The sequence below is a fragment of the Pseudolysobacter antarcticus genome, assembly GCF_004168365.1.
In the GTDB taxonomy this organism is placed as follows: domain Bacteria; phylum Pseudomonadota; class Gammaproteobacteria; order Xanthomonadales; family Rhodanobacteraceae; genus Pseudolysobacter; species Pseudolysobacter antarcticus.
Genome location: NZ_CP035704.1, coordinates 1476978 through 1493164, shown reverse-complemented (window position 1 = coordinate 1493164; position 16187 = coordinate 1476978). Strand labels below are relative to the sequence as shown.

General features: G+C 58.8%; 11 protein-coding genes and 1 other RNA gene. 6 read left to right on the top strand and 6 right to left on the bottom strand.

The window, feature by feature from the left end; translation table 11 throughout:
* Together cysI and ELE36_RS06375 are read left to right on the top strand one after the other, a co-directional pair.
* Positions 1 to 1722 (top strand): assimilatory sulfite reductase (NADPH) hemoprotein subunit, encoded by a 1722-nt coding sequence (cysI, locus tag ELE36_RS06380; RefSeq protein ID WP_129832273.1) that lies wholly within the window; start codon positions 1 to 3, stop codon positions 1720 to 1722.
* On the top strand, positions 1719 to 2444 hold the full coding sequence (locus ELE36_RS06375) for a phosphoadenylyl-sulfate reductase (RefSeq protein ID WP_129832272.1): 726 nt from the start codon (positions 1719 to 1721) through the stop codon (positions 2442 to 2444). Before cysI ends, ELE36_RS06375 begins: the two co-directional genes overlap by 4 nt.
* Before the next feature lie 56 nt (positions 2445 to 2500).
* On the opposite strand, the gene ELE36_RS06370 is transcribed toward ELE36_RS06375, so the two are convergent.
* Complete coding sequence (locus ELE36_RS06370; protein ID WP_129832271.1) at positions 2501 to 3496, bottom strand: LysR substrate-binding domain-containing protein; 996 nt, start codon at positions 3494 to 3496, stop codon at positions 2501 to 2503.
* 215 nt (positions 3497 to 3711) lie between these two features.
* Here ELE36_RS06370 and cysG point away from each other — a divergent pair, with 215 nt between their 5' ends.
* On the top strand, positions 3712 to 5151 hold the full coding sequence (gene cysG / locus ELE36_RS06365) for a siroheme synthase CysG (protein ID WP_129832270.1): 1440 nt from the start codon (positions 3712 to 3714) through the stop codon (positions 5149 to 5151).
* Between the two features lie 189 nt (positions 5152 to 5340).
* Entirely contained in the window at positions 5341 to 6294 is a 954-nt protein-coding gene (gene cysK / locus ELE36_RS06360) for a cysteine synthase A (RefSeq protein ID WP_129832269.1), read from the top strand.
* 107 nt (positions 6295 to 6401) lie between these two features.
* On the opposite strand, the gene ELE36_RS06355 is transcribed toward cysK, so the two are convergent.
* A complete protein-coding gene (locus ELE36_RS06355) occupies positions 6402 to 6950 on the bottom strand; it encodes a peroxiredoxin (protein ID WP_129832268.1) in 549 nt (182 codons plus the stop codon).
* Positions 6951 to 7211: 261 nt separating this feature from the next.
* On the opposite strand from ELE36_RS06355, the gene ELE36_RS06350 reads away from it, so the two are divergent.
* Entirely contained in the window at positions 7212 to 8396 is a 1185-nt protein-coding gene (locus tag ELE36_RS06350; protein WP_165371501.1) for a DUF4062 domain-containing protein, read from the top strand.
* Between the two features lie 30 nt (positions 8397 to 8426).
* Here the strand turns inward: ELE36_RS06350 and pmbA are convergent, their stop codons facing one another.
* Complete coding sequence (gene pmbA, locus ELE36_RS06345) at positions 8427 to 9779, bottom strand: metalloprotease PmbA (protein ID WP_129832266.1); 1353 nt, start codon at positions 9777 to 9779, stop codon at positions 8427 to 8429.
* A 36-nt stretch (positions 9780 to 9815) separates the two neighbouring features.
* Between pmbA and yjgA the strand changes: the two genes are divergently transcribed.
* Positions 9816 to 10379 (top strand): ribosome biogenesis factor YjgA, encoded by a 564-nt coding sequence (gene yjgA / locus ELE36_RS06340; protein ID WP_129832265.1) that lies wholly within the window; start codon positions 9816 to 9818, stop codon positions 10377 to 10379.
* Positions 10380 to 10385: 6 nt separating this feature from the next.
* Here the strand turns inward: yjgA and ELE36_RS06335 are convergent.
* The 3 genes from ELE36_RS06335 to ELE36_RS06325 all read right to left on the bottom strand — a co-directional run bounded on the left by ELE36_RS06335 (position 10386) and on the right by ELE36_RS06325 (position 16161).
* Positions 10386 to 10460: non-coding RNA, sX9 sRNA (locus ELE36_RS06335), on the bottom strand.
* A 97-nt stretch (positions 10461 to 10557) separates the two neighbouring features.
* Positions 10558 to 12012: a metalloprotease TldD gene (gene tldD, locus ELE36_RS06330; RefSeq protein WP_129832264.1), complete on the bottom strand. Its 1455-nt coding sequence runs from the start codon at positions 12010 to 12012 to the stop codon at positions 10558 to 10560.
* A 126-nt stretch (positions 12013 to 12138) separates the two neighbouring features.
* Positions 12139 to 16161: a YhdP family protein gene (locus tag ELE36_RS06325; RefSeq protein ID WP_129832263.1), complete on the bottom strand. Its 4023-nt coding sequence runs from the start codon at positions 16159 to 16161 to the stop codon at positions 12139 to 12141.
* Positions 16162 to 16187 lie beyond the last annotated feature (26 nt).

Genomic DNA, 16187 nt, shown 5'->3' with positions numbered 1-16187 from the left:
ATGAGCACACCCGAAACACCGTCGCCTGCACCGCTGTCTGCCGTCGAAATCATCAAAAGCAAAAGTCGTCATCTGCGCGGCTCGCTGGTCGAAAGTCTGGCCGATCCGGTCACCGGCGCGATTGCCGATGACGATACCCAGCTGATCAAGTTTCACGGCAGTTATCAGCAGGACGATCGTGATATTCGCGAGGAACGTCGCGCGCAGAAACTCGAACCGGCCTACAGTTTCATGATCCGCACGCGCCTGCCCGGCGGCGTCTGCACGCCACAACAATGGCTGGCGCTGGATGCAATCGCGCGCACCTATGCGAATGGCACGTTGCGCCTGACCACGCGCCAAGCGTTTCAGGTGCATGGCGTGATCAAGCGTCATCTCAAAACCACGATCGCGGCGATGAATGCGAGGTTGATCGACACCATCGCCGCGTGCGGCGACGTCAATCGCAACGTGCTCGCCAATGCCAATCCGGTCGAGACGCAACTGCATGCCGAGGTGTACGACTGGGCGGTAAAACTGTCGGAGCACCTGTTGCCAAAAACCCGCGCGTACCACGAAATCTGGCTCGACGGCGAAAAGGTCGCCGGCAGTATCGAGGTCGAACCGATCTATGGCGATACCTATCTGCCGCGCAAGTTCAAGGCCGCAATCGCGGTGCCGCCGTACAACGACGTCGATGTTTACGCGCACGATCTGGGCTTCATCGCGATCATCGAGAACGGCGCGCTGAGCGGATTCAATGTCACGGTCGGCGGCGGCATGGGCGCAACCCACGGCGATGCAGCAACGTTCCCACGGCTGGCCGATCTGATCGGTTTTATCTCGCCCGAACAGTTGCTGCACGTGGCCGAAACCGTGGTCAAGGTGCAGCGCGATTTCGGTGATCGCACACTGCGCAAACACGCGCGGTTGAAATACACGATCGAGGATCGCGGCATCGAATGGTTCCGCAGCGAACTCGAACAACGTCTGGGTTTCGCGTTAGCGCCAGCACGCGATTTCGAATTCGTCCACAGCGGCGATCGCTTCGGCTGGGTGCAAGGCCACGACGGGCGCTGGCATCTCACTCTGCGCATCGAAGCCGGACGCATCGCCGACAAACCCGGCCAGGCGTGGCTGACCGGATTGAACGCCATCGCGCAGATTCATCACGGTGATTTTCGCCTGACGGCGAACCAGAATCTGATCATCGCCGGTATCGCCGAAAACGAACGCAACAACATCGAAGCCTTGCTCGCAGAACACGGCCTCGACGGCTATCGCCAAGCCACGCCGCTGCGCCTGAATGCGCTGGCGTGTGTCGCCTTACCGACGTGCGCGCTGGCGATGGCCGAAGCCGAACGCTACCTGCCCGAACTCGTGACCAAACTCGAAGCACAACTCGATACCCATGGCTTGCGCGAAGCCGATATCCGCCTGCGTATTACCGGTTGCCCGAACGGTTGCGCACGCCCGTATCTGGCCGAGATTGGCCTCGTCGGCAAAGCGCCGGGGCGTTACAACCTCATGCTCGGCGCCGATGCACGCGGCCAGCGCTTGAACCAGATGTATCGCGAAAATATCGACGAAAACGAAATCCTCAACGTGCTCGATCCGCTGTTTGCACGCTACGCCGGCGAACGCGAAAACGTCGAAGGTTTTGGTGATTTTTTATTGCGCGCCGGCGTGATCGCCGCGCCGCGCCCTGCCCTGCGAATTGCCGTGGAGATAACAACAACATGAACGTTCCCGATCTGGTCAGCGCCGCCGATGATTTGCGCGCGCGAGCCGAATTGAATGCCGCGCTGGAAAAGCTCGACGCCGAAGATCGCGTCGCTTGGGCGCTGGAAAATCTGCCCGGCAATTACGCCGTATCGTCGAGCTTCGGCGCGCAATCCGCGGTGGCGTTGCATCTGGTCACGCAGCAACAGCCGAATATTCCCGTGGTGCTAATCGATACCGGTTATCTGTTTCCGCAAACCTATCAGTTTGCCGACCAACTCACCGAACGCCTCAAGCTCAATCTGAAGGTCTATCGCGGCAGCCTGAGCATCGCATGGATGGAAGCGCGTTTCGGTCGGCTCTGGGAAAAAGGCGAAGAAGGCATCGAACATTACAACCGTCTGCGCAAGGTCGAACCGATGCGCCGCGCTTTGACCGAACTCGGCGCGCGCACGTGGATTGCCGGACTGCGCCGCGCCCAGAGCAAGACCCGGCAGCAACTGGATGTACTCGAGTTGCGCGATGATCGTTGGAAAGTGCATCCGCTGGTGGACTGGACCGATCGCGATATCTGGCAATACCTGAAACAGCACGACTTGCCGTATCACCCTTTGTGGGAATCGGGCTACATCTCGATCGGCGACACGCACACCACGCGTCCGTGGGAACCCGGCATGCGCGAGGAAGACACACGCTTTTTCGGCTTGCGTCGCGAATGCGGCATTCACGGTCTGGAAGGATAGCCGTAAAGACGTCTATTTGAAATTTACGGTTTCGTCTGAAAAAACCGCGGCGAAAGTCAGACTTTTGCCGCGGCTTTTGGCGATGCGTTTTCACCCCACAACGGCGCCACGATGCTTTGTGCAACCGCATCGTCCACCAGCGCATCGCGCACCGTGGTCGCACCGAGATGTGGCGCAAACAGCGCGATGAATTCGAGCAGATAACGCTTGACCACACTCTCGCGCCGCAGCGCAATCCACGTCGTGCAGCGCTCGAACAAACCGGCAGCAGACAACACCGCAAGGTCGGCATGATCGACTGGCTCGATCGCCATGCTCGCGAGAATGCCGACACCGAGTCCCGCACGTACATAGGTCTTGATCAGATCGGCGTCGCGCGCGGTAAACGCGAGCTGCGGTGCCAGGCCTGCAGCAGAAAATGCGCGTGGCAACGACGAATCCGGATTTAATGACGATTCGTAACTGACCAGCGGAAACGCGGCGATATCGACCAGCGTGAGCGCACGATCGAGCTTGGCCAGCGCATGCGCACGCGGTACGACCACGACGCGATCCCAGCGATAAGCCGCCAGTGCAAACACGCCGGCCGGCGTACTGCCGGAGCTGCTGAAAACCGCGACATCGACCGAACCAGCGCGCAGGCGTTCGAGAATCTCATCCTGACTGCCCGGATCGAGATGCATGCTTACGCCCGGATAACGCCGGCGCAATTCGGCGATGATATGAGGCAGTACAAATCGCGCCTGGGTATGCACGGTGGCGATGCGCAAGGCGCCTTCGGCTTCGTTGCGCAGATTCGCTGCCAGCGCGCGGATATTGCGCGCCTCTTCGAGAATCACGCGCGCCCGCGTCAGCACATCCTCACCGGTCTGGGTAATGCTGTTGAGGCTTTTGCCCTTGCGCGTGAACAACGCAAAACCGAGCTCGTCTTCTAGTTGCTTGAGCTGCTTGGAAAGGCCCGGCTGGGTGGCGTGCACGCGTTCGGCCGCAAGCGTAATGTTCAGGCCGGAATCGGCAATCGCCACGAAAAATCGAAGTTGATTGAGTGTCATGTCGGCATCCTAGCTGATGCCCCGGATGCCGTCCAACCCGGGACGTATAGACGTCCAAACGATTTTGACAGTACCCATAACCTGCCGGCATAAGTCGCGATGCAGATGTCATTTCTCGTTGGCGCCATAGAGGATTAGCGTGTACTCATTGAAACTATCGCGCATCGACTTACCCGCGGCATGCACTGAACGCGCGGGTTCAGCACAGGATTGAGATGAGATTTTACCCGCTGTTCGCCGACCTGCAAAAACGCCACGTCCTGGTCGTGGGCGGCGGTAGCGTGGCTGCGCGCAAGGCCGAAACGCTGCTCGCCGCCGGCGCGGATGTCAGCATCGGCGCGCCCGAGTTGAATGCCGAATTGCGTGCGCTCGAACAGCAAGGGCGACTGCGATATCTGCCCGGTGATTACCAATCAAGCTGGCTCGATGATCGCGTTCTGGTGATTGCCGCGAGCAACGATAGCGCTGTCAATCGTCGGGTTTCGCTCGACGCGCACGCACGCGGAATACTGGTCAATGTGGTCGACAATCCGCAACTGTGCAACTTCATCGTGCCAGCGATCGTCGATCGCTCGCCAATCATGATCGCAATCTCCAGCGGCGGTGCCGCGCCGGTGCTCGCACGCATGCTGCGCGAACGTTTTGAAATACTGCTGGATCATTCTGTGGGAAAACTTGCGCTGCTCGCTGAGCGAGCGCGAGTCGCCGTGCGCGCGCGCTTCGATACCGTGACGCAACGCCGGCGCTTCTGGGAGGCACTGCTGGTCGGTCCGGTCGCTACGGCGGTCGCGGCCGGACGCGATCAGCATGCCGAACAGTTGCTCGATAGCGCACTGAAAAATGCCGATGCGACGATCAATATCGGGCGCGTCGCGCTGGTCGGCGCCGGACCGGGCGATCCGGGCCTGCTGACGATTCGCGCGCTGCGATGCCTGCAGGAAGCCGACGTGATTCTGCATGATCGACTGGTCAGCCGCGAGGTGCTCGATCTTGCGCGGCGCGATGCCGAGCGCATCCAAACCGGCAAAGAATCCGGCACACATCACACCACGCAAGGACGCATCAACGAACTTCTCGTCGAGCACGCGCGCGCCGGCAAACGTGTCGTGCGGCTCAAGGGCGGCGACTCGTTTATCTTCGGTCGCGGCGGCGAAGAACTTGAATACCTGCACGCGCACGACATCGATTATGAAGTCGTACCCGGCATCACCGCTGCAGCCGCATGCGCGGCGTACGCCGGCATTCCGCTGACACATCGCGATCACGCGCAATCATTGCGACTCGTCACTGCGCATTGCCAGAGCTCGCTAGATACTTTGGACTGGCGCGCGCTCGCGCAGGAAAAACAAACCCTCGCGGTCTACATGGGCGTGGCGCGGCTCGAAACGCTGCGCGAAAAACTCATCGCGCACGGACGTGGCGCAGATACACCGTTTGCGTTGATCGAAAACGGCAGTCGCCCCGATCAGCGTGTGATCAGCGGCAGTCTCGGTCAGCTCGATCTGATCGCACAGCGGCATCAGGTGCGCTCGCCAGCGATGCTGATCATCGGCGAAGTAGCGGCATTCGCCACGCAGCTCGCGTGGTTTGGTGCGCCGGTGATTGATGGCGATGCTAGCGTGGAAAACGTAACCTTGCTGGCGCATGCTGCGTAGACCCGTGCAGCACTTTTTGACTTTTAAGCACTAGCGTCCGTCATTGATCGGCTTCGCTGTTGAGAAGCTCATCCGTGCAGACTGTAACGACGAGCAAAAGCTTGCCCGAATCGAGACACAGGATCGACAATCGGGTCACAGCAAACAAACTCTGATCACCTTAAAACTCGAACAGCTTCGGAGAACGCCATGATCTATCAGAATATTCTCGACACGATCGGCAATACGCCTGTCGTCAAATTGCATCGCCTGCCGCCGCTGGGTGTGGATGTTTACGTCAAGGTTGAATCTTTCAATCCGGCGTCGTCGGTTAAAGATCGTCTCGCGCTCGCGGTGGTGCTCGATGCGGAAAAATCCGGCGCGCTCAAACCCGGCCAGACCATCATCGAAGCCACGTCGGGCAATACCGGCGTCGCGCTGGCGATGGTCGCAGCGTCGCGCGGTTATCCTTTTGTTGCGGTCATGGCCGAATCGTTTTCGATCGAACGGCGCAAACTGATCCGCGCTTTCGGCGGCAAGGTGATACTCACGCCGGCGGCGGAACGCGGTAGCGGCATGGTGCGCAAGGCCGAGGAACTCGCCGCCAAGCACGGCTGGTTTCTGACCAGGCAGTTCGATAATCCGGCCAATCCGGCCTGGCATCGCAACACCACCGGCCCGGAAATCCTCAGCGATTTTGCCGGCAAGCGGCTCGATTATTTTGTCAGCGGCTGGGGCACCGGCGGTACGATTTCCGGCGCGGGCGAAATCCTGAAACTCGCGCGACCAGATATCAAGATCATCGCCACCGAGCCCGCTGGCGCCGCATTGCTGTCGGGGCAGGAATGGAAACCGCATAAGATCCAGGGCTGGACGCCGGACTTCCTGCCGAAAGTATTGAGCCGAACAATTGCCGATGAAATCGTGCTGATCGACGATGTGCTGGCGCGCGATACGTCACTGCGACTCGCACGCGAGGAAGGCATTTTCGCCGGCATTTCGTCGGGTGCCACGCTCGCTGCCGCGCTGAAGGTTGCGGAGAAAGCGCCGCAAGGTTCGGTGATCCTGTCGATGCTGCCGGACACTGGCGAACGTTATCTGAGCACGTTCCTGTTCGAGGGTGTCAACGAAGGTTCGGACGACGAGTGGTTGAACGGATTGTAGGCCCGATAGCAAATCGCCCAGCGCGTCGATGAACGCGCTGGGCGATTTTTTATAAGTTGGCTCTATTGCCGAAATTCTTCGGCGATAGTGATTTCAAGCGTGTTTTGTCAGCTTTTGGTCTTGGCCTGCAGGTCGGCAAGATCACTCAACACCTGTGCTGAATTTTCCTTCGGATCGACATCCTTGTAATGCTTGGCGATCACGCCTTTCGGATCAACCAGAAAGGTCTCGCGACGCGCGTAGGAAACCCCAGACTTGGCGGTCGTCAGCACGCCGTAGGCTTTCGCCGCTTCCTGCGTGTTATCCGACAGGATCGGAAATGGCAGATGATATTTCTCGGCGAATGCCGCATGTGATTTGACATCGTCCAGACTCACACCCAGCACTTCCGCACCAGCCTTGTGCAGCTTGATCACGTCGTCGCGAAACGTGCAGGCCTCGGTCGTGCAGCCCGGCGTATCGTCCTTCGGATAAAAATACAGCACCAACCATTTGCCTTTGTACTGGCTGAGCTCCTGAGTCTTGCCGTGCTGATCCTGCAACTTGAAAGCCGGTGCTGATTGACCGTCGGCAGGGCCTGCGGCCGGAGCATCGGCAGCAAATGTCACGCCGGAGAACGCGAGGGATGCCGCAAGCATGAATCCAAGAGTACGCATAGTTCTTCCTGTTTAGGGGTAAGGATTTAAAAATTGCCACAACCTTCGGTGTTGCGGAGGCCGGTTGTTAGCGCATAAGCGCTTGATCCTCAGTCTGACTCCACATTCTGCCACGTTACTGAGTTGCCAAAACGTGACGAATGGTGCGAACGAACCTCTATCGCACTCGAAACGAGAGGCACCACAAAGAATCGCCGCAACCGACTAGACTTAATATTTATAATGTGTAATAAGTGGGCTATTCAAATCTGCTCAGCTAAATTGGCCAAGAATATGCCCAGAACGGCAACGATTGTTCAGGTCTTCGCATCTTCCCCATCAGACGTTTTTCCTGAAAGAGAGATTCTTGAAAACGCCATCACCGAAGTAAACCGTAACGTAGCAAGAGAATACGGAGTAGTTTTTGAACTACTGAAATGGGAGACCGATACACGTCCGGAATTTTCTCAAGACCCACAAGAAATCATAAATCGACAAATTGGTGATGGATATGACGTTTTTATAGGAATACTTTGGCGAAGAATAGGCACGCAAACACCAAGAGCGCAGTCCGGAACAATTGAAGAGTTTAATCGAGCTTACGAAAGATTTAAATCGAACTCAATCGCTCCCGAGATAATGATTTATTTTAAAGATACTCCCATTGCACCATCTAAATTCGACATGCATCAAATGCAGAAAGTACAGGATTTCAAGCATTCAATCGCTGCGATGGGCGGTTTGTACTCTGTATTTGATAGTCAAGACCAGTTCAAGGTATCGCTTCGAACACATCTTGCGGCTTTGGTCAGGAAATTTTCCAGCTCCACATCAAAGACGCTTACGACGCAAATTCAGACTAAACCCACTATAGATAATCCATATAATGAAGATGAAGATGAGCTAGGCTATCTAGATTACATTGAAATATTTGAATCCAGAACTGCTGAAACAAGCTTAATTTTAGACACAATAACAGAAGCCGCGAATCTCTTTACAAGACAAATGGAGCGAAGGACGAAAGCTATTTCTGAACTCGAACAGCCGATCGACAGGAAAGCCGCGAGAAATATAATGAAAATGTCTGCGGAAGATATGAATACTTACGCAAAATCAATGACCGAACAATCTGAATCGATTTCCAAATCCCAAAGCGCAGCGTACGACGCGCTTGGTAAGTCTATAATTCTACAACAAGACTTTAACAACACGAATGATACTCAACTTATCTCTCTCCACAGCAGTCTTGAAACCTTCTCAACAACCATGAGTAATTGTAGAAACTCCATGATTGGTTTCAAAAAGACATTTGCTGCATTCCCGCGACTTACTACCGAATTGAATCGCGCGAAACGCGCGGTTGGCAGTGCACAAGACATTTTTATTGACGAGATTGACAAAACAATTTCCACAATATCCAATATTATGGATTCAATAGACAGAATTCTAAGCCAAAAAACCAATTAGCCGACGCATTCCAAGCTCCAGCCGCACCAATCAGCTACCCGCCAACATCATCTTGTCGACCAGAATCGAACCACAAAGAATATGCGAGCGCGGATCGACATCGCTGCCGATCGCACGGATGTTCGTATACATCTCGCGCAAGTTCGAGGCGATCGTGATCTCCTCGACCGGATAAACGATTTCGCCGTTCTCGACCCAGAAACCCGATGCACCACGCGAATAATCGCCTGTGATGATCGACACACCCTGCCCCATCACATCGGTGACGAACAAACCGGTGCCGAGATTCTTGAGCATCGCGCGCAGATCGTCAGTACCGGGCTTGACCAGAATATTGTGCACGCCGCCGGCATTGCCGGTGCTCGACAGCCCGAGTTTGCGCGCGGAATAACTCGACAGGATGTAACGCGTCAACACGCCATCGCGAATGAGGTCGCTATCCACCGTCGCGACGCCCTCGGCATCGAAACTGCTAGATCCGTGGCCACGCTTGATGAACGGGCGTTCGACGATTTCCATGAAGTCCGGCAGGATTTTCTTGCCAACATGATCGAGCAGGAAAGTCGACTTGCGATATAAAGCGCCGCCGCTGACCGCCGACAACAAATGTCCGATCAGGCCACGCGCGACTTCCGGCGCAAACAACACTGGACAACTGCGGGTCGAAAGCTGGCGTGCACCGAGTCGTTCCAGTGTGCGTCGCGCGGCGTTGTTGCCGATCAGTTTTGCGTCGGGAAAGTCCTCGGCGGCGCGTACCGATTCGTACCAGTAATCGCGCTGCATGCCGTTCTCGTCTTCGGCCAGCAACGCGCACGACAACATGTGCCGCGTGACTCGTTCGCGCGCAAGAAAGCCATGCGAATTTCCAGTGACGGCAAGAATTTCGCCGGCCTGCACTGATGCGCCTTCGGAGTTGCTGATGCCGGCACGCGCACGCCCAGCGTCTTCGATTTCCAGACCGAGCGTGATTGCTTGTTCCGGCGAAACATTCCACGGATGCCACAAGTCGAGATCCGGCTGCTCGCGCGCCATGCGGTCGGCATCGGCAAGTCCGGAACATTCGTCGTCCTCGGTGTAGCGCGCGATCGCGCATGCCTGTTCGACTGTAGTCGCGATCGATTCAGGCTGCAGATCGGCGGTGCTGGCCGAGCCTTTGCGTTTGCCGAAATACACCGTGATCGCGAGCGAACGATCGCGCGTATGTTCGATGGTTTCGACTTCGCCGAGACGCACGCCGACGTTGAGTCCGCTGTCGATGCTTGCGCCGACTTCGGCCTGGCTCGCACCGGCCGCGCGGCAGCGTTTTAATACGTCTTCGCACACCTGCGCGAGGCGGTCGAGCTGGGCCTCGCTGGTGTCGGTTTTTGCTGATAGTTCGTTCACCACGTATCCTTTGCTGAATTCTTACACTGACAAATCATGCATACCGAAGATCAAGAGTTCGAAGAACCCAGTCGCAGCCAGCTACGCCGCGAGGCGCTGGATGTGTTCAAGCTGGCCGAAGCCATCGTTGCGTTGCCCGAATCGCAACTCGGCAAACTGCCGCTCTCCGACGAACTGCGGGAGGAAGTCCAACGCGCGCGCCGCATCACCCAGCAGATTGCGCGCAAACGCCAGATTCAGTTTCTCGCCAAGCAGATGCGCCGCCGCGAGGAAGAACTCGAACCGCTGCGCCAGGCGCTGACGCAGGACCGCGACAGCATGCGTCGCGAAACTGCCGAATTGCATCGCCTCGAAGGCTGGCGCGAACGCCTGATCAACGATGGCGACAGCGCGTTGTCCGACCTGCTGCAACATTTTCCGCACGCCGATCGCCAGCATCTGCGCACACTCGTGCGTCAGGCGCGCGACGATGCGCATGCGAACAAGCCACCGACCGCGAGCCGCACCTTGTTCAAGGAATTGCGTGCGCTGTTTTCGGGCGATGGTGATTCCATCGAAAGCGACATCGAAACAACCGACTCGGACGGCGAAACGAGCTGACAAAGTGGCCTCAAAAACGTAGCGAGCGAAGGGAGTTTGGGTGAGGACGGAACGGAGGAACCAGAGTGTACTTATGTACATGAGGATTCCGCGTACCGCCCTCGCGCAAAATACCGAGCGCACGACGGCATGGATGCCGGAGGTAGGGCAACGCAGGGAGCTCTTGCCGAGTAGTTTTTCAGGCCGCTTCGCCCGCATTCGTGCCGCCGACCGTCATCGCATCCACACGCAAGGTCGGCTGACCGACGCCGACCGGCACGCTCTGGCCTTCCTTGCCACACACACCGACGCCTTCGTCGAGCGCGAGATCGTTGCCGACCATGCTCACGCGCGTCAGCACTTCCGGGCCAGCACCGATCAGCGTGGCGCCCTTGACCGGTCGCGTGATTTTTCCATTTTCGATCAGATAAGCCTCACTCGCCGAGAACACGAATTTGCCGTTGGTGATATCGACTTGGCCGCCACCGAAATTCACCGCGTACAAACCACGTTTGACCGAGGCGATAATCTCGCCCGGATCACTCTGACCCGGACGCATGTAGGTGTTGGTCATGCGCGGCATCGGCAGATGCGCAAACGATTCGCGGCGGCCGTTGCCGGTCGAGCGTGTACCCATCAGGCGCGCGTTGTGCTTGTCCTGCATGAAGCCGGTCATCTTGCCGTTTTCGATCAGGGTGGTGCATTCGCTCGGCACACCTTCGTCGTCGATGCTCAGCGAGCCGCGCCGGTTCGGCAGAGTGCCGTCATCGACCACCGTGACCAGATCCGAGGCCACGCGCTGGCCCATCATGCCGGCAAATGCCGAGGTGCCCTTGCGGTTGAAATCGCCTTCAAAACCGTGGCCGATCGCTTCGTGCAACAACACACCCGGCCAGCCCGGGCCGAGCACGACGGTCATGCTGCCGGCCGGCGCATCGATCGCTTCGAGATTCACCAACGCCTGGCGCACCGCCTCGCGCGCAAAGCCGTGCGCACGACCGTTCGCGAGCAGATCGACGTAGCTGTAGCGCCCACCGCCGCCGGAATGGCCTTGCTCGCGACGCCCGTTCTGCTCGACGATCACCTGCACGTTCAAACGCACCAGCGGGCGTACGTCGGCGGCCAGCGTGCCATCCGATGCCGCGATCAGTACGGTATCGAGCGCGGCAGCTAGGCTGACCACAACCTGCGTCACGCGTGGATCTTCGGCACGACACCAGCCATCTACTTCGCGCAGCAGGCTGATCTTGGCGTCGTTGCTCAACGAATCGATCGGGTCGATCGCTGGATACAGGCCGCGTCCGTTGCTGATCGCCAGCGCCTTGCCGACGCCTTTGCTGCCGGCCTGCGCGATCGCACGCGCCGAGCGCGCTGCGGTCAACAGTTCGGGCAAGACGATCTCGTCGGAATACGCGAATCCGGTTTTTTCGCCGGACATCGCTCTCACGCCGACGCCTTGTTCGATCGAGTGATTGCCCTCTTTGACGATGCCGTCTTCGAGCACCCACGATTCGCTACGCGAATGCTGGAAATACAGATCGGCTGCATCGATGGACGGGCCCATCAATTGTGAAAAAACCTGATCGAGGTCGCCGCTGGCCAAACCGCCAGGGCGCAGAAGCCGGGTTTCGGCAAGCGCTATTAGTGAATTCATTCGGGGATTATCGCAGGTTGGGCAGGTTCAGCGCATAAGGTGTGGGCGCGCATGCCGGTCACAAGGTCAGCGAGCGCAAACACCGCGCTCGGCACGCCGCTGATATTCGCGAAAAAAACCCGCGTATTACTTGGCTTTGCCGGCTTTTGCCTCGTCCTTGCCGTGCGGCTTGACAGCCTTGGCGACGGTGACGATAACCGGTTTGTCCCAGCTGCCGCTGACGCGATACGTGGTTTCGGCGGCCTGATTGAGCGGCTTGCGCAGGATGGTCTGCACCACAAAACCCGCCGCCGCACCGACCGGGCCGCCGGCAATCGCGCCGACGATCGGCAAGGTATTGCTCAGGTGCGGTACGACAATCATGGTCTGGTCGTATTCGCGTTTGCGCAGGTCGGTGCGCCCGCTGATCGCGATATCGGCCGCCGGCCCCTTGATCTGCAGATCGTTCGTCGTGGCATTGCCGTTGCCTAGCGCGAACTTGCCTTTGATCGAGTTGAACGCGAGGCCGGATTTGAAAAAATCGCTGAAATCCAAAGCCAGCCGACGCGGAATTTCGGTGATGCCAACCAGGCCGATGATACGACCCGCGCCCGGATCAACTTCGAGAATACGACCATCCGCAACCGACAGACTCAAACTGCCGTCGAGCTTGGCGAGGGCAAAACTCGACGGCGCGCCGGGCCAGCTCGCGTCGATGCCGACCACGGTTTCGCCGCCGTCGATCACGCCTGCGTAACCGAGCGCATCGAGCATGTGCCCGAGGTTTTTTGCGGTGAAGTGAATGGAAAAAGTCGAATGATCCTTGCCGCCCTTGCCGAACCAGTCGCCGCGCGCGCTCATGTCGATGTTCGGCGAATCGCTCTGCACCTGTTCCAGATGCATGCCACCTTCAATCGGATAACTTTCGACACGCGCCGCGCCGAAGCTGGCATGACCGAGATGCAAATCACCGACCGAGATGTGCAGCGGCGGAATGGCCGCAGGATTGACGCCCGCTAGCGTATCGCTATCCGTGGCGGCGGGTGCATTTGCATCCGCTGGCGGCGTATCGTCATTGTCGGACGGCATGTACAAACGCGCGAGCTCGGCAGTGACGCCACGCTTGATCAAATCTGCCGCAGGAATATGGACCGTGCCTTCGACTTGCGTGCCGCTGAGATTGATCGTGCTTTCGTCGGGGCTGAAACCGAGCTTGAACGAGGTATCGGGAAACGCGCGGCCGAAAAACGTCAGCTGCGCCACGCGTAGATCGACGCTCTCGATAAAGCTGCCGCTGCCACTGCTGCTGTTGCCGACGACAAAATCCATCCAGCCACTGATATCCGCTTCGACCACACCGCCGCTGACCCGCAGGCCACGCTTGGGCAAGGCATCCGGCATACCGGCACCAAACGCAAGATGACCGGCGAATGGCGTCACACCTTTTTCCAAGCGCGCGCGCATCTGCGCAATGTCGCCGAGCCGCGCCTGCAGCTCGCCGCCCTCGATTGGCAGCGGCACGATTACGCGCAGCGGTTGCACTTCGTTGCTGTCCTTGTGCATCGGCGCGGGCAAGCTGATCGCGATGCCCTTCAAATCGGAGCTAACAACAAGTCGCTGTGCGGAATCGCCCTTGCCGTGGTTGTCATCGACACTGTAATCGACGGTCCAGTCGGCGCTGCCGGCAATGAATTTTTGATACGGCAATAACACCGGCACGCGTTTGAGCAGGATCGTTGCGGGGAATTTGCCGTGCAAGCTGGCTTCGGCCTGATGTTGCGGATCTCGCATGTAGGCGCTGCCGACGCGCAATGCAAAACGCGCGGGTTGGTCTTCGTAGCGCACCGCCATGTCGTCGATACCGAAACCGCGCTCGCTGAAAATCACCTTGCCGTTGGCCTGGGTCAGGAGCAGGTTCGGACCACTCGCCGACAGCGCCGCATCGGTCATGTCGACGCTGCCGTCGAGCTTCAGCGGGCCTTGGTCGTTGCCCAGCGGCAGATGCAATTGCAGCGCGAGTTTGCCAGCGCCAGAAATATCCACGCCGCGCAGTTGCTCGGCATAACGTTTGCCGATCGGGCTGGCATGCAGGAAGTCCAGCAGATTTTTACCGCTGCCTTCGCCGGCGAGCTGGATCTCGATAATCGCGTGCGCAAAATCGGAAATATCCGCACTACCGCTGGTCAGATTATTGCCGAGGGTCTGGCCTGCGGTCGTTACGACATGCAGACTCGTATTCAGGAAATCCGCGCTCGCGCGCAGATGCTCGATGCGCGGCCACTCCGGGTTGTAATCGAGGATCGCATCTTCGAGTTCGACATGCGCGCTGAACTGACCGAGCTGATTGCGAAACGGCCAGTCGCCGAGGTTGCCTCGAAACGCCGCGCGCCCAGTCAGGCGGCCACCGGCGAGGCCACGATCAAGCCATGCCACGCCCTGTTTCGGCATATTGTTGTACGGCCAGAACGGATGCGTCGCGAGCATGTCGGCGTGCGTAATCGCGGCGTACATGTCCATGAACGGTCGCGAGCCGTCGATATTCAGATCGATGCTGCCGCGCAGCTCGCCGCCGTATCCGAGCCCCGCCACCGGCTGGCCTTCGAACTGCACGCCGGGAATTTCAATGCGCCACGCTTTATCAGTGCGATACGCCGCGACCTTGCCGCTGAATTCAGCCAGCTCGATGGTCGAGCGGAACACCTGCGGCATCGGCAAGCGCAACGGCGTGCGCGTCGGCAAGGTAATGCTCAGCGCCTGCGCGTCGGCCAGCGCTTCGAAGTTCAAGCCTTCCACACCCGGAAGTTTGCCGACCGGCATCCACGCCACACTGCCGATGCTCGCGGCGACATCGTAATCGTGGCCGTCGTGATAACGCAGACTCAGATTGTGTGCGACGCCATGCGGACTGGCGTTGTACAGCCACTGCCGCAAACCCGCCGGCAATGCATCGCTGAGCATCGACAAACTGGCGATCGCGCTCAGATCCAGATCACTGGCCGAGCCGACATATTCGACGCTGGCATTGGGCATGCTAACGCCGTTGTCATCAGCCGCGGCGAGCACCATCTTGTCGGCGGTTTCATCCTGCGGCGATACCAGCAAACCTTCCGGCAACGTCGTTGTTATCGGCTGCGCTGGCGCATTGCGCTGTTCGATACTGAAACGTCCGGGCACACCGGCTTCGCCATCGCGATCCATGCGCAAGTCCGCCACGTCGGCACGCCAACCCGATACATTGCGCTGCAGGCGTGCGCCGAACGCGAAACGATCGAGACCGATACGCGGCACGATGTCGCCAACGCTGCCGGTGTCGATTGGCGCGGTGGTCTGCATTACCAGTTTGCGCAGATCGATTTCGGCACGCACCGCATCGAGCGCACCAGCGCGCCAGTCGACCCAGAACTGCGCATCGCCGCCGCCGCTCGCGAGCGCCAAACCACGCACCGGAAACAGCCGCAGCAAACCGGCCAGGTCGAGCTGACTCGCGCCAAGATAAAGCCGGCCATTGCGCGTATCAGTATCATATTCGGCCACCAGCGCCATCGGCGGCGATTGCGTTTCCAGACACCGCACACGCGCGAGCATTCGATGCGCGCTGCCCTGGTTGATCAGGCGCAGCTCCGAAATGCCGAACTGCAACTGGCGCTGATCCGGCGTGTCGTCCACGCGCAGATGCAGGTCACGCAGCACCAACGAGCCGAGCTGAAACAGCGGATTGTCACCGTCGTCCTGCTGGTCGTTATTGTCGGCGACAAAACCGTGAATGCGCCACGAGCCATCCGGCGCATCATGACTCAAGACCAGATCCAAGCCGCTCAGACGGAACTCGTTCCAGCGCTGATTCTTGTGCATCCAGGCGAAAAAATTCAGCGCGATTTCGGCCTGCGGAATCAGCATCGCCTGCTGGCTCGCATCAGCCGCACCAAGATGCAAACCGTGCAAGGTCAGCACCGGGCCGCTGCGCTCCCAGATGCCCTCGATCTTGTCGATGCTGATCGGGCGATGCAGCTTGTCGCTGAGAAACGCGGTGACTTTTTCGGGATGGCTGATCACCCACGGCAACGCCAGTTGGCCGAGCCCCATCACCAACGCCATCGCAATCAGCGCCAGCGCGAGCAAGCGCACCAGCCACAGGCGCAGACGGCGCAAACGCCGACGCCACGGCGTCATCGAATTTCTCCGCACACTATCATCCC

Coding starts and splice junctions, on each gene's coding strand:
- ELE36_RS06375 (WP_129832272.1), top strand. CDS start 1,719: ATGAACGTTCCCGATCTGGTCAGCGCCGCCGATGATTTGCGCGCGCGA.
- yjgA (WP_129832265.1), top strand. CDS start 9,816: ATGCATACCGAAGATCAAGAGTTCGAAGAACCCAGTCGCAGCCAGCTA.
- tldD (WP_129832264.1), bottom strand. CDS start 12,012: ATGAATTCACTAATAGCGCTTGCCGAAACCCGGCTTCTGCGCCCTGGC.
- ELE36_RS06355 (WP_129832268.1), bottom strand. CDS start 6,950: ATGCGTACTCTTGGATTCATGCTTGCGGCATCCCTCGCGTTCTCCGGC.
- cysI (WP_129832273.1), top strand. CDS start 1: ATGAGCACACCCGAAACACCGTCGCCTGCACCGCTGTCTGCCGTCGAA.
- ELE36_RS06370 (WP_129832271.1), bottom strand. CDS start 3,496: ATGACACTCAATCAACTTCGATTTTTCGTGGCGATTGCCGATTCCGGC.
- ELE36_RS06325 (WP_129832263.1), bottom strand. CDS start 16,161: ATGACGCCGTGGCGTCGGCGTTTGCGCCGTCTGCGCCTGTGGCTGGTG.
- cysG (WP_129832270.1), top strand. CDS start 3,712: ATGAGATTTTACCCGCTGTTCGCCGACCTGCAAAAACGCCACGTCCTG.
- cysK (WP_129832269.1), top strand. CDS start 5,341: ATGATCTATCAGAATATTCTCGACACGATCGGCAATACGCCTGTCGTC.